This window comes from Lyngbya sp. CCAP 1446/10 (assembly GCF_026130175.1).
Taxonomy (GTDB): Bacteria; Cyanobacteriota; Cyanobacteriia; order Cyanobacteriales; family Microcoleaceae; genus Microcoleus.
Genome location: NZ_JAIGNI010000025.1, coordinates 39,198 through 53,051 on the forward strand (window position 1 = coordinate 39,198; position 13,854 = coordinate 53,051).

11 protein-coding genes and 1 pseudogene are annotated in these 13,854 nt (G+C 46.0%); 10 read left to right on the forward strand and 2 right to left on the reverse strand.

What is annotated here, in order from left to right; translation table 11 throughout:
- Positions 1-77: 77 nt before the first annotated feature.
- On the forward strand, positions 78-905 hold the full coding sequence (locus K4039_RS12550) for an alpha/beta fold hydrolase (RefSeq protein ID WP_265235522.1): 828 nt from the start codon (positions 78-80) through the stop codon (positions 903-905).
- 57 nt (positions 906-962) lie between these two features.
- The gene (locus K4039_RS12555) at positions 963-1,517 is read left to right on the forward strand and encodes a hypothetical protein (RefSeq protein ID WP_265235523.1); all 555 of its coding nucleotides are present in this window, start codon (positions 963-965) and stop codon (positions 1,515-1,517) included.
- Here the strand turns inward: K4039_RS12555 and K4039_RS12560 are convergent.
- A complete protein-coding gene (locus tag K4039_RS12560; RefSeq protein WP_265235524.1) occupies positions 1,514-2,062 on the reverse strand; it encodes a dual specificity protein phosphatase family protein in 549 nt (182 codons plus the stop codon). The two genes, K4039_RS12555 and K4039_RS12560, sit on opposite strands and share 4 nt — an antisense overlap.
- A 609-nt stretch (positions 2,063-2,671) precedes the next feature.
- Here K4039_RS12560 and K4039_RS12565 point away from each other — a divergent pair.
- The 4 genes and pseudogenes from K4039_RS12565 (at position 2,672) to K4039_RS12575 (ending at position 6,450) form a co-directional block, all read left to right on the forward strand.
- Complete coding sequence (locus tag K4039_RS12565) at positions 2,672-3,895, forward strand: calcium-binding protein (RefSeq protein WP_265235525.1); 1,224 nt, start codon at positions 2,672-2,674, stop codon at positions 3,893-3,895.
- A 706-nt stretch (positions 3,896-4,601) separates the two neighbouring features.
- Entirely contained in the window at positions 4,602-5,321 is a 720-nt protein-coding gene (locus K4039_RS12570) for a calcium-binding protein (RefSeq protein ID WP_265235526.1), read from the forward strand.
- 197 nt (positions 5,322-5,518) lie between these two features.
- Positions 5,519-5,596: pseudogene (locus tag K4039_RS29935) on the forward strand (hypothetical protein); the annotation flags it as partial.
- 68 nt (positions 5,597-5,664) lie between these two features.
- Positions 5,665-6,450, forward strand: coding sequence for a calcium-binding protein (locus K4039_RS12575; RefSeq protein ID WP_265235527.1), 786 nt, complete (start codon positions 5,665-5,667; stop codon positions 6,448-6,450).
- Positions 6,451-6,616: 166 nt separating this feature from the next.
- Here the strand turns inward: K4039_RS12575 and K4039_RS12580 are convergent, their stop codons facing one another.
- Positions 6,617-10,225: an NACHT domain-containing protein gene (locus K4039_RS12580; RefSeq protein ID WP_265235528.1), complete on the reverse strand. Its 3,609-nt coding sequence runs from the start codon at positions 10,223-10,225 to the stop codon at positions 6,617-6,619.
- 503 nt (positions 10,226-10,728) lie between these two features.
- On the opposite strand from K4039_RS12580, the gene K4039_RS12585 reads away from it, so the two are divergent.
- The 4 genes from K4039_RS12585 (at position 10,729) to K4039_RS12600 (ending at position 13,754) form a co-directional block, all read left to right on the forward strand.
- Entirely contained in the window at positions 10,729-11,868 is a 1,140-nt protein-coding gene (locus tag K4039_RS12585) for a response regulator transcription factor (protein ID WP_265235529.1), read from the forward strand.
- Positions 11,869-12,173: 305 nt separating this feature from the next.
- Complete coding sequence (locus K4039_RS12590) at positions 12,174-12,962, forward strand: HipA family kinase (protein ID WP_265235530.1); 789 nt, start codon at positions 12,174-12,176, stop codon at positions 12,960-12,962.
- Complete coding sequence (locus K4039_RS12595) at positions 12,940-13,323, forward strand: DUF3037 domain-containing protein (protein WP_265235531.1); 384 nt, start codon at positions 12,940-12,942, stop codon at positions 13,321-13,323. Before K4039_RS12590 ends, K4039_RS12595 begins: the two co-directional genes overlap by 23 nt.
- A 41-nt stretch (positions 13,324-13,364) precedes the next feature.
- Entirely contained in the window at positions 13,365-13,754 is a 390-nt protein-coding gene (locus K4039_RS12600) for an MAPEG family protein (RefSeq protein WP_265235532.1), read from the forward strand.
- Positions 13,755-13,854: the final 100 nt, after the last annotated feature.

Genomic DNA, 13,854 nt, shown 5'->3' on the forward strand with positions numbered 1-13,854 from the left:
TGTTGGGTGCGGAATATGAAGTCAAAATTGTTGAAGAACAAAACATTGTTGTGTCCTTGTAGAAGTCGAGGTATTTTATGCACCTTACAACTGTCGCCGGCCCAGCGGGGCGACTCAATCTCACCGACACGGGCGCAGTAAGCGGCGCAGAACCACAAGCCATCCCCGTCCTGTTAGTACATGGTATGGCCTACGACATCGGAGTTTGGGACGAGACGATCGCACTTTTGCGAGCAAATCTCGGTCAAAACCAGCGCATTGTGGCGATCGACCTCCGGGGCCACGGCGCATCCGAACCGCCCGCAGATGGCGATTACAGCCCCGATAGCTGCGCCGCCGACATCATCGCCGTCCTCGACGCGCTGAATATCCCGCAAGTAGCCCTTATCGGGCACAGCTTCGGCGCCCTCGTCGTTCTCGCCACCGCCGACTGCGCGCCAACGCGCATCACCCGCGTCATCCTAGCCGATCCCCCCGGTGACTTTAACTACCTCCCACCATCCGTATACCAAGAACAGATGGTTCCCTTCCTCGCAGCGCTAGCGGGCGATGACTACCGCGCTGCGGCAGAGGAAAAGTTCGTCCAAGCCCTCGAAGGCGGTACTTCTGCGACGCGGGAAACTACGATCGCACGCCTTAACGCCACACCGCGCGATCGTCTAGTCGGTATGTACAAAGGTATGTTTGCTTACGATGCTGTCGGTGCGATCGATCGCATCCTTGCAACTCCGGGCGCGCGAATCGCAGCAGTGCTCGCACCGTCCAACTCCTGGCCCTTCAGCCTCCACCTACTCCGCCCCAAAATTGCCACCACCGTCATACCCGAAACCAGCCACTGGTTGCAGCTTGATGCGCCGGTTCCCTTCGCCGAAGCGGTGACAAATCAGTTGACAGTTGGCAGTTGACAGTTGGCAATTTTCATTGTCCACTGTCAGTAGTTAACCGAAAAATCAAGAAAAATTATGCCCCATTCTTTAATACTTCGCAGCTTTGTTGTTTTGACCAGTATTGCAGTTGCTTCTTTAACCACTTATCGAACAACCTCTGTGGCACAATCACCTCAAACAGCCGAATTCTATTTTATGGTTAATGACAAAGTAAAACCAGACCCGCGTGTGATTAAAATTAGCAGACATCCCTGTGGAAAGGCTGCACTTGCCCGCGTAACTTCTCTGCCAGATGTTGATACAAAAGGTTATTTAAGTTCGGACAAAGTGGTAGAAGTCGATCCTAGAAATAACAGAATCCAGCGATGGGCTAAACCAGTCGATTCTGCGATCGTTGCGATTGATGGCGATCGCATTCTAGTCGATGCTGATAAGAAGCTCTACTGGATTAAACCCTCGGGCAATTTCCAGCTTCAGCCCAATCAAATTGCAGCTAAAGAACCCATATTTGAAAGCCGCGTCAAAGACCATCCAGAGTTCAAAAATTCCGGCTATGCGGGTTTGTGGCGCTTTCAAGACCTAAAAACTGGAAAAACCAGAAAAATTATCTACGAAGCCAACTGTACTTAAAATAAGTCAATGCCAAAAGCACGACAGCAATCATCTAATAAAGTATCAAGTTCTCGAACAACTTTCCAGGGATTTCGACCTTTGAAAACAGCAGCGATCGCAGCTTCATAGGGATTTCTGCCAGTTTTTTTGACAGTCGCGATCGCCTCTTGGTTAGAAAATCCCCGCCCGCTAACCAACCAAGCAGCCAAAACCTGTCCTGTACGCCCGATTCCACCGCCACAGTGAACTACCACCCGATCGCCCGATCGATTTGCAGATGCCAAAAATGGTAAAATGCGATCGATTAAAATTTCGCGACTGGCCAATTCAAAATCGGCGATCGGAGCCCAGCAAACGCGATCGCACCCAAAAACATTTCGATAGCTTCCCAGCAAGTCAGAATAGCCCATCAGTTGCGTATCGGGAAGCAAGCAACAAACTCGATCGATCTTCTGTCGCCGCATAAAATCAATCCAGCCAGCAACTTCGCGATCGCCGTATCCCGGTTTTGCCGCACCAAACACAACTAATTCATCCTCCGCTGCCGCAGCAAATTTGTACATCAGCCCTCAATTTAAATCCTAAAATAACTTAGATATTCTTAGTTTTAATGTGTCATTTTTTACCTGATTCTTTTTTTGCGTTTTTACTAGCCTTTTCATTATAGCCATTTTTTCATAGATTTGCATTTATTGAAATGTACCCATACCCATTGGGTACTATTTTGTTATTTAAAATTACAGTATAAGTGACTGAATCGTTAAATACGACAATCTTTGTAAAAACCAAAAACTTTGCGGGATATACTTTTCAGACGTAACGCTTCAGTAATTAGTGCAGCAAAACTTAAGTGGCTAGCTTAACTGTCTAACTGTCCTGGACGTTCACCATAAATCAGGACAAAGTTGATATATCAAGTGCAGCGTTAGATTTCAAAAAATCAGGAAATCAACCTCATACTGTTTCAGTATTGCAGTATTTCCTATTGTTCCAATTTACATTTCACTCAAATTCACAGCAAAGTTTTGAGTGCAACACCTATCGCCGCACCTGGTATCTGCAAATTGCTACTCTAATTCACAAATTGCAGATAAGTTATTAACGGATCGTGGCGCTTGCTATCGCCCGATACAGTTCAGACAAATTGATCATTGTTTTTGGAGAAATTTAAGATGGCTAACATTCCAGGTACTCCTAATAACGACTTACTAAATGGCACCCCTGACAATGATAGCCTCACAGGGTTGGCAGGCGACGACACACTCTACGGTAAAGCCGGAGACGATGAGCTTGATGGTGGTTCTGGTGCAGACAAAATGTATGGTGGTAGCGGTAATGATGCCTACTTTGTAGATAATATTGCTGACGTAGTTGTGGAGAATACTGCCGAAGGTATCGATCGAGTAGAATCCACTGTAAGCTACACTTTGGGAGCAAACGTCGAAGACCTTTTTTTGAAAGGAACCGCTGCCATTGACGGCACGGGCAACAACGCCCATAATGCTATGGTAGGCAACGATGCCAACAACTCGATGTATGGTTTGGGCGATCGCGACTACTTATTTGGTGCAGGCGGTAACGACTTCCTAAATGGTGGCGATGGAGACGACCAAATCTATGGTGGTACCGGAGACGACCAACTCTATGGTGGTGCTGGTGCCGACGAAATGTTTGGTGGTACAGGTAATGACCAATTCCTGGTTGATAATGTTGGTGATTTAGTTACCGAGAAACCAGGTGAAGGTACTGATACCGTAGTCACTTCCACTATCAGCTATACCTTGGGTGCAAACGTCGAAAACCTGACTTTGAGTGATACTGCTGATATCGATGGCACCGGTAACGACTTGAATAATTATATTCTGGGTAACGCCGGCAAGAACTTCATCAAAGGTGAAAGTGGAGACGATCTAATCAATGGTAGAGGTGGCAAAGATATCATTCTTGGTGGTGATGGATATGACACGCTTTTAGGTGATAGTGGAAATGACAACCTACAAGGCATGAAGGGTAACGATATCCTCTACGGTAACGATGATAATGACCAACTTTCCGGTGGTGGTGGTAACGACATCCTCTATGGCGGTAATGGTAATGATGTCTTAGTTGGTGGTGGCGATCTCGATCCTGCCGGCAATAACATTCTTTGGGGCGGTGCAGGCGCAGATGGATTCAGATTCTATTTTGTTCCCACAGGGATTGACACCATCAAAGACTTCCAGAAGAGTGAAGTTGACAAAATTGAAATTCACCGAAGTTTTGGCGCTACTTCTCTCGACCAATTCAGCTATAACAGCAATACTGGTGCTGTCTTGTTCGGCCAAGTTCAGTTTGCAACTCTTGAGAATAAGCCAGCAGGCTTTTCAGTACAACAGGATATTATTCTATTGCCATGAGGATGAATTGACTTTTATCTGAGTTCAACAGTGATATCAATTCCGGTTGCACTCCTTATGATATAGAGGACACGGCAGTGCCTTTTCCCCGCGTTCAATTGTAGGGAGACGGCACTGCCGTGTCGAAAGCTGTGGGTAATATATTAATTCCAGTGCAACCGGAATTGATATTATGTCAAGTCTGTTTAACTGAGATATTGTACCTTTCTGAATAACAGGCTTTCCGGCCTGTTCCACAAAGAATTAATTTTCTTGTGGGTTGGATTGAAGCATAAAATCTAACATTTATATGGCGTTGAGTTTCGTCCCTAAACCCAACCTACACAGGTTATTTTATCCGTGATGCTTAGCAATTACGGAGCCAACTCTGAGAGTACCCAATGGGTACTCTTTTCTGTTTTTAGATTACAGCATAAGTGACCGAATCGCTAAATACAACCGTTGATAAAAAAACTAAAAGGTTTTTCTGGCATAGCTTTCAAGCTTCATTTTTTGCTGGTTTTTGGCGGATGGCTTAAATGGCTAACTTAACTGTCTAACTGTCCTGGACGTTTGCTGTCAGTCAGGACAAAGTTGATATATCAGATGCAGCGTTAGATTTCAATTAATTAGGAAATTAATCCCATGCTGCTTAAACATCTAGGTTCTTAACTTTGAGAACTAGATAAAACAAGGAAACAAACTTCAAAATCAAGGAGAAACTTCGATGACTGATATTAGAGGTTCAATGTACGCCGACACTTTGAATGGTGGTGCCGACAAGGATACTATCTCTGGCGAAGCGGGCGACGACTTGATATTTGGCTGGGAGGGCAACGATAAGGGTTATGGGGGTCTTGGGAATGATACCTTGTACGGATACTCTGGCAATGACACCCTCTTAGGTGATGAGAATAATGACCAAATCTATGGCCAAGATGGCATGGATAGCATCTTGGGGGGTGAAGGTGATGATTACCTCAATGGTGGTGACATTTGGTGGCGACCTGGCAACGATTCTGCCGATATACTCAAGGGCGAGGGGGGCAACGATACCTTAGATGGTTGGTATGGCAACGATACCCTTTACGGTGGATATGGCAACGACGAATTGGCTGGCTCCTTTGGCAATGACTACCTCGACGGTGGTTATGGCAACGATAGGCTTGGTGGTGAGCCTGGTAACGACACGCTTATAGGGGGTCCTGGAGCAGATATGTTCATTTCTTACTCACCTTATGACGGCGTTGATGTAATCAGAGACTTTCACCCCTGGGAGGTTGATAAACTCAACATCTCCAAGAGTGGATATGGTGGAATATCCTCAACCGAGGGATTTAACTACAACCAGAGCACTGGCGCGTTGAACTTCTTTACTATTCCGGTTGCAAGGTTGCAGGTTGGTAGTGGATTTGTTCCCAATCGAGATATCACCTTGGTTGTTTAGGACTCCTCGTCCTTGCTAGGAGTTGTGGATCAACTTGATTTTTCATAGGCAAAACCTACGAAAAATCAAGCCCTGTTCAGGCTAATTTCCGATCGCCCCCAAGACCTCCAATATGGCTTCCTGAGCTTGTGTAATGCCCGTAACTCCGGTAATATTCATACCTTCATAGGGGCGATCGACTTTACGGTGAGGCCGGCAACGACATCTTAGATGGTTTGACTGGTAACGACTCGACTTTACCTATTTGTTTAACTCCAAAGGCTGTAATTATTTGACTTTCGATTGTTGTTAAACAATTCTATTTTCATCACTTCAATGACAACTTTTTATCAGGTAAGACATCATGGCTTTACAAACAGATCCATCCGAGCCGCGTCGCTTAATTGGCGACAATACATCCGAACAAGTTTTTTTGTCGATCGCAGATACCAATAATTTTCCTTTGGGAGTCTGGATGCTCGGAGGGGACGATACAGTCAACATTTCAGCAGCTAACAATTTGGTGTATGGCAATGAAGGAGAAGACGTTCTCAGGGGAAACTCGGGTAACGATTCCTTATTTGGAGGCAGGGGGAAAGACTTACTAGGTGGAGAGGCTGGAAATGACTATCTCAGCGGAGGGCAAGATGCAGATTTGATTTATGGGTTTGGGGGAAACGATATTTTATTGGGCGGTAGAGGCAATGATTTCTTAGTTAGCGGTAATGGGTATGACACTCTTATTGGGGGTGTGGGGCGAGATATTTTATTTGGATTTGATGACAATCTTTCTGGCCATAAAATCGGCAGCAACTTGTATGTTTTGCAAGCAGAACCCGGAGTTACAGATATCAATAATGCGGATCTGATTAGCCTTTTCAAGGTTGGTTTCGATCGAATTGGATTAGCAGGAGGTTTGACTGCTAGCGATGTAGTTTTGGAAAACCTGACAAATGTGACAATTGTATTGGGGTTTGACTGGCCACAAGTTTTAAAAGACCAAAATCTGACAGGTTTACTCAATCCTGACCCTATTGTAACGACAGGAACTCTCATCAAAATTAAAAATTCCGGCAATATATTAGGTTTTGTTGATGGTGTAACTTCGGCACAGCTTCAAGACAATATCATCTCGGTTCAAGGATTCTAATTGCCAATAACAAGATGGTACTCTTGACCGGACAGAATCACTTTGTCCGGTTGGATCGGTTGCGTCCTAATAATCTGGGCGAAGCATTAGGATACAAATCTAATTGAATTTATTTCACAAATAATCGCCCGAATGCTTCTCCCCTACAACTCTTAACTGTCAACTATCAACTGTAAACTGTAAACTGTTTGCCGATCGCCCCCAAGACCTCCAATGTGGCTTTCTGAGCTTGTGTAATGCCCGTAACTCCGGTAATATTTATACCTTCATAGGGGCGATCGGCTCTGAGAGTTCTCAAACAGTCACCGGTGTTGACATCCCAAAGCTTAATCGTCTCATCAGCACTGCTGCTTGCCAGAACGAAGTCGCGATTTTTTGCCTCATCCCAGACAACAGGACGCCAAGCAACTGACCAAACCTGACTGGCGTGGCCCTCTAGAATTTTCAAGCATTCTCCCGCGCCCACATCCCACAGTCGAATAGTTCGATCGTGCGAACAACTAGCCAGCATTTCACCGTCGGGACTCCACACCACCGCCCTTACCCTATTGCTGTGTCCCTGCAAAATTTTCAGACACTTACCAGTGTTGCTATCCCAAAGTCGGATGCTTCCATTGTGCGAACCACTAGCAAGGGTTTTGCCATCAGGACTCCAAGCTACAGATTCCACCCAGTTTTGATGTCCCTGCAAGATATTTAAGCATTCGCCGCTGCTGCTATCCCAGAGTCGAATAGTTCGATCGTTACCACCACTAGCAAGGGTTTTACCATCGGGACTCCAGGCTACAGTCCCAATCCAATGGCTATGTCCCTGCAAGATTTGCAGGCATTTCCCCTGTTGAATATCCCACAACCGAATGTTCAAGTCGCCCGCGGCACTCGCGAGAATTTGACTGTTGGGACTCCAAGCGACAGCCCATACCCAGGCTGCATGACCTTGCAGAGTTGTCAAGCATTCGCCGCTGCTGGGATGCCAAAGCCTGATATCGCAGTCATCCGAACCACTGGTGAGGATACTGCCATCGGGACTCCAAGCTAAACTCCAAATCCAATTGCGACGCCCCTGCAACATTTTCAAGCACAATCCTGTATCGGGATTCCACAACCGAATCCGACTATCGGCGCTGCTACTGGCAAGGGTGCGCCCATCGGGACTCCAAGCTGCCGCAAACATGGAATTGCTGTATCCCTGTAAGGTTTTGAAACTGCGGCAGTCACTCGATCGATCGCCGTATACTTCCCACAGTCGCACGGTTTGGTCGTGGGAACCGCTGGCGATCGTTTTCCCGTTGGCACTCCAAGCCACAGTCACAGACCAAATCGAGTTAGTGTGTCCCTCTAAGGTTTGCAAACATTGACCGATCGCTGTATCCCAGATTGTGATGTTATCGCCTCCACTAGCACTGGCCAGCATTTTGCTATCGGGACTCCAAGCGACTGAGAATACACCAGAATCATATTTTTGTATGGTTTGGAGACATTCACCGCGATCGGCATCCCAAATCTTCACGCTGCGATCTTCACTGCCTGTGGCTAGTAGTTTTCCATCGGAAGTCCAAGCAATAGACCAAATTCCGTGGGTATGTCCAGATAAGATGTTGAGGCACTCACCGCTTTGGATATCCCAGAGTCGAACGGTTCGATCCCAGGAGGAACTGGCTAGGATTTGACCGTCAGGACTCCAAGCAACACAGGAAATCCGATGGCTATGTCCCTGGAAGATTTTGACACATTCTTCGGTACGAGTATCCCAGAGTCGAATTTCGCGATCGTCCCCACTAGCAAGGAGATGTCCGTTGGGCCACCATGCCAATGTTCTGACAGTAGCCTGATGTCCTTGCAAAATTGCCAAACAATTGCCAGATTCAATATCCCAAAGCCTGATGCTGCGATCTTCACCCCCACTGGCTAGGATTTGACCGTCTGGACTCCACGCAACCGCCCAAACCCAACCAAAATGCTCTCTAAATATCCCTCTCGGTTGTCCGTCAGCAACCTGCCAAACTGACACTGTATTGTTGCTATCTCCGATCGCCAGTAGTTGACTGTCCGGGCTGAAAGCAACTCTTAAAATGCTGCCAAACGGTTGAGTAAACCGGGATTTGGACAGGTCAGAATGGGCGAAATTAACTCGATGGAGATTCGCATCCTGAAAATCTGCTTGCCAAATACTGAGATAGGAAAAATCGCAATCGCTCAAGTCAACTTCCAGATAGCGCAACAGATTGATCATGTTACCGCCCGCATATCCAGTTTGATTGGGACACTCGGTTTGCAGGCGATATAAGATTTGATGCAATTGATAAACAAGGTCTTTTTTTGAACCAAACTGGTTCAGCAACCGGGCGACTAGCGGCGTTACAATTACGCGAATTTGGCTGTCTCGAATATAGTCTTTGTCCTGTACTTTCATCAGGGCATAGGTTTGCAGCACGGAAGTTGGGGACAAGGGAGTAGAGGATAAGCTGTCTGCAATTTCATCACAAACTCGATCGATCAGCGTCTGCGTGATATATTCCATCACCACAGGCTGTAATGTAAACTGACCTGCGTTAGTTTCAATCAACGATCGCCATTTCAAATTTTGCAGGGCTTCCATCAACTGCGTTTGGGATATGCCAGCATTTAAATCTTCTCGAAGTTGGGCAAAAGAAACCCATTCACGATCGATCGCCAACCAGCACATGACGTGATTCTCTAAGCTGGAAAGACGACTGCATTGTTGTTGAATTAAATCTGAAACATCACCAAATACAGTAACGTTTTGTGCTAGGAAAAGAGCAATATTGCCGCTGAACAAATCTCGAATGGTGGTGGCAACGATTTTTAATGCTAGGGGATTGCATCGATAGCGATCGCACAAATCCTGTTTTTGACTCTCCGAGCCAGTTAATTCCGTCGCCTTAATCAATGCTTGGGAGGCTTCTGGAGAACCGCCCAAGGAAAAGCCCTGTACTGCCAAGTCGCCCGCTTCCGATTGAGCAAATTGATGGCATTTTTCGCGGGTGGTTAACACCAAACAGCTTTGATGGCGAGTTTCGGCCACCGCGCGCAACATTTCTCCGTAAGCTTCATAGCCGGGACGATATTGTCCACTCTGATTCCCAGGTTGTGACAGGCTTTCGGTATTATCGATCACCAGCAGACAGCGATGATTCTGTAGACACTGAATCAAGCTGCTAATTTCTGCTTTTGTATCCTGTTGTCCTGAGAGAAATGAGACTAATTCTGCTAAGAAAGTTTCCGGCGGCGGGGCATTGCGGAGACTTCGCCAAATGACGTAGGTAAATTGGTTTTGTAGCTGTTCTGCCAGTTTGACAGATAAAGCCGTTTTGCCGATGCCACCAATCCCAAAAATACACACCAACCGACAATTATCTTGCAGAATCCATTGGGTGAGGGTGGTAAGTTCTGCGGTACGCCCGTAAAAGCGGGAAACATCTATGGCTTCTCCCCAATTTTGGGCGATCGACTTTACGGGCTGCCTTTCTGCTGCTGTTGGCTCTGGCTGGATGTAGTCTTGGTCGGTTATAGTCAGGTTAAAGGCGCGAAATAGCTCTTCTAGGGTTTGGCGATCGACTGCTGCTTTGCCACTTCGCAGCCGTCCGATCGATCGAGCACTGAGCCCTGTCAAATCGCTTAATCGCTCTAATGTGTAAGCAGAACCGCCATTTTCAGCAATGGCTAATTGTTCCTGAGTATTCTGGAGACGCTGTAAACCCCAATCTGAAAGAATCACGCCTCGGCGCTTGCGCTTTTGCGGCAGTTTAGTCATATCTTAACTATTTCAACTATTCCAACTTGAACTCAGACTTGTTGTTACATTCGTAGTTTCATTTAACCGCAGTAAGATTCGATCGCGCGTGCGGGCTGAAGTCCGCACTAAAAACCGTTTTTGTTATGGTAATCAACCATACATGATATCAACTGCCAACTGCCAACTGCCAACTGCCAACTGTCAACTGCCAACTGCCAACTGTCAACTGTTTTTAAAGCTTGTCATATCTAAAATCCAAATTCAACCCGTCATTTGCCGTAGTCAATTGTTACAAAAAAGATACAGAACTCATGTAGATAAGGCTACTTCTCCTGGAAACTCGTATTACCAGAAAGAATTGGTTTAAAGCCGGAACCCTTAAAGGCGAGAAATTAAAATCCGACTATTCATTACTCCAATCCTCTTCCTTCCAGATAGAGGTCGCCCTCATCTGTCATCTGTCAACTGTCAACTGAATGCAGATCAAGTCCAGATGATTAGTGATTATTTGATCAGGGAAAATGCAACACTTAACTCAGAATGATTTTAAAATTTTTTCAGGATGCCTACAGGAACTATACAAAACTTGCAGCGTTGAAGATTTCTCATCTCATCTGCTTTCAATAGTCTCGAAGGTTATTTCCGCAGTAGATTACACCTACACGACGCTTTCCTTCGAGAACAGCAAGACTACCACCCTCGACTATAAACTTGCCCCTGGGTTCGATCGCCTTGATACAGTAAATTTTGAGAAAGTTGCCCACCAGCATTTTTACGAAAACCCTCTAGTTGGTAATTATCTACGAACTCGTGACCATCGAGCGCATAAGGTTTCAGACTTCTTAAACGAGCAGCAACTGCATCGTTTGGAAGGACTGTATGGAAAGCTCATGCAGCCTAGAGGAATCAAGGATCTGATTGCAGTTTCACTACCTCTTACTTTGGCTGCTAAATCTGCGAGCAAGCTCTACTCTGGACAAGATGATATTATTGCGATTACACTTTTGGGAGACCGGATTTTCACTGAGCGCGATCGCTATTTATTCAACTTATTGCACCCTCATTTGGTACAAGCCCAACACAACATGAATCAGTTTACCCAGATCGAACAGGATTGGGTACAACAGCGTCATACTCTGGAGGCCTTGGGAATTATTTCTCTCAACGGAGATGGGCAAGTTCAATTCATGAGCGAACGAGCTTTACATTGGCTAAAAAAGTATTTTCAAACCTCACAATTCTCAACAAAATGTTTGCCAGACAATTTGCAGCGATGGGTTAAATATCAGTTGTCGCTGGTAACACCAAATGATGAAATTCCTGCACCTCATTTACCACTAAAACTAGAGCTAGCAGGAAAAAAATTAGTTGTACGTTTTATGACTGAGCAACCGCTGGAAAAATATCTATTGTTGCTTGAAGAACAGGAGTTTTTTACTCTATCATCCCTATCTTTGGAATTTCTAGGGTTGACCAAGCGGGAAACAGAAGTGTTATTTGAGGTGACGCAAGGTAAGACTAATCCAGAAATTGCGGCAAAACTGAGCATTAGCGTTGGTACAGTCAGAAAGTATTTAGAACATATATATTCAAAGCTGGGAGTAAAAACTCGCGGGGAAGCTGTAGTAAATATTTTGAAACAGCTTGGGAAACTGCGTTAAACTTGGAATTTACTGATTTTATTCCCAAAAGAGTTGTTAGGATGGATAATAATTCGGACTTTTTAGTAGAATCGGCTCACTTCCCAAAATATATTTTTATATTTCTTTTGTTACTTTACATATTTAAAAATTATGTCAATTCTTGTTGAGCCAGAATATTCTAATCCGATGGCCCAGACTAATGACGACTCGGATCGCAATTACGATCGCAATTACCGTTATTCCTCAAGAAAACAGGCGTTACGTTAGAATTAGTCATGGCCAATTATTCAATCGAAAATCTCCAATCCCAAATCCCAAATAGCATGAGTCTTAGCTTGCGAACAGTCAATGCTACCAGATATGTCACTCCTTTACGCGAGGGCGGTTCGCTACCGGCGATCGTCGAAGCCGACGATGATGGTATGTACGTACTCAAATTTCGCGGTGCCGGTCAGGGAGTAAAATCTTTAATTGCGGAGTTAGTAGCCGGGGAAATTGCGCGCGCCTGCGGGCTACCAATCCCCGAACTCGTGTTGGTGGAACTCGATCCCGAACTCGCCCGCACTGAACCAGACCCGGAAATTCAAGATTTAATTCGCGCTAGTGCAGGCCTAAACCTCGCCCTCGACTATCTTCCCGGTTCCATCACCTTTGACCCCGTAGCGGGCAAATCTGATGCGGATCTGGCCTCGGAAATTGTCTGGTTCGATGCTTTTGTCACCAACATCGATCGCACGCCGCGCAATGCAAATATGCTGGTATGGCACCGCCGGCTGTGGCTGATAGATCACGGTGCGGCGATGTATTTCCACCACACTTGGAAAGATTATCTTTCGCGCAGTCGCGATCGTTTTTCCCCAATTAAAGACCACGTTCTGCTGCGTTTTGCGAGCAATCTGGAAGCTGCAAACTTCAAGATGACTCAGATGTTAACGCCAGAAATTATTCGCAACATCGTTCAACTGATTCCCGATGTTTGGCTGGTGGGAAATTCCCCTTTCACCGACAGCAACCAGCATCGCGATGCTTATATTGAGTACCTACTAAATCGGCTAGAATCAACACATATTTTTTTGGAGGAAGCGATTAGTGCCCGATCGATGTCTGTATGATTATGCCATTATCCGCGTCGTTCCCAAAGTCGATCGCGAAGAGTTTATCAACGTCGGGGCGATCGTTTCTTGCGGTACCAAAAAATTTCTCGAAGCCCGGATCGAAATTGACGAACAGCGCTTGAGGGCGATCGACTCAACCTTGGATCTGGAACTGATTCGCAACCACCTAGCCGTCATTCCCGTCATTTGTGCGGGCGGCCCGGAATCTGGCGCGATCGGTCAACTTCCCCACAGAGAGCGCTTTCACTGGCTCGTAGCGCCCCGCAGTACGATCGTTCAAACATCAAGGGTACACACTGGTTTGTGCGAAAATCTCCCAAGCGCGATCGAACATTTGCTCAATACAATGGTGCGATAGTTTCGCAAGGTAAAAAAATGATCCAAATCGAACAGACAAATATGACTGTCCCTCTCTGGGGTTTAGTAATTTTCATCCTGTGGACGATCGCAGTTGTAGTCATGCTGCTGACAGTCAGGATTCGGCATCTATCTGCCGGCGGTTCTCCCAAAGATTTCGGCACACCAAACGATGAAAGTTTGCTGTGGCGACTATTTCGAGTACAATCCAACTTGGTAGAAAACCTGCCTTTGTATTTGGGAGTTGTTTTCCTGCTAACAGTTAGGGGCGTCTCAGGAACAGTCGTAGATTCGCTAATTGTTGCCTACATCCTATTTCGGCTGGTGCATTCAATGGTTCACATCGCTGGCCTCGATCCTAAGTTTCGGATTGTGAGTTTAGCAATTCAGTTAAGCTGCTTGGTAGCCTTGACTGTGATGGCAGTTTTGTAGTTGATGACTTACACAACGATCGCATATATTGTAGGGTGCGTCAAGCCCACAATCTAATTATTTCGCACGCAGCCTAAGTCTGACGCACCTTACTTACAAG

Bases quoted from the DNA above. Each gene is read 5' to 3' on its own strand.
- K4039_RS12570 (WP_265235526.1), top strand. From the start codon at position 4,602: ATGACTGATATTAGAGGTTCAATGTACGCCGACACTTTGAATGGTGGT.
- K4039_RS12585 (WP_265235529.1), top strand. From the start codon at position 10,729: ATGCAACACTTAACTCAGAATGATTTTAAAATTTTTTCAGGATGCCTA.
- K4039_RS12560 (WP_265235524.1), bottom strand. From the start codon at position 2,062: ATGTACAAATTTGCTGCGGCAGCGGAGGATGAATTAGTTGTGTTTGGT.
- K4039_RS12550 (WP_265235522.1), top strand. From the start codon at position 78: ATGCACCTTACAACTGTCGCCGGCCCAGCGGGGCGACTCAATCTCACC.
- K4039_RS12565 (WP_265235525.1), top strand. From the start codon at position 2,672: ATGGCTAACATTCCAGGTACTCCTAATAACGACTTACTAAATGGCACC.
- K4039_RS12575 (WP_265235527.1), top strand. From the start codon at position 5,665: ATGGCTTTACAAACAGATCCATCCGAGCCGCGTCGCTTAATTGGCGAC.
- K4039_RS12580 (WP_265235528.1), bottom strand. From the start codon at position 10,225: ATGACTAAACTGCCGCAAAAGCGCAAGCGCCGAGGCGTGATTCTTTCA.
- K4039_RS12590 (WP_265235530.1), top strand. From the start codon at position 12,174: ATGAGTCTTAGCTTGCGAACAGTCAATGCTACCAGATATGTCACTCCT.
- K4039_RS12600 (WP_265235532.1), top strand. From the start codon at position 13,365: ATGACTGTCCCTCTCTGGGGTTTAGTAATTTTCATCCTGTGGACGATC.
- K4039_RS12555 (WP_265235523.1), top strand. From the start codon at position 963: ATGCCCCATTCTTTAATACTTCGCAGCTTTGTTGTTTTGACCAGTATT.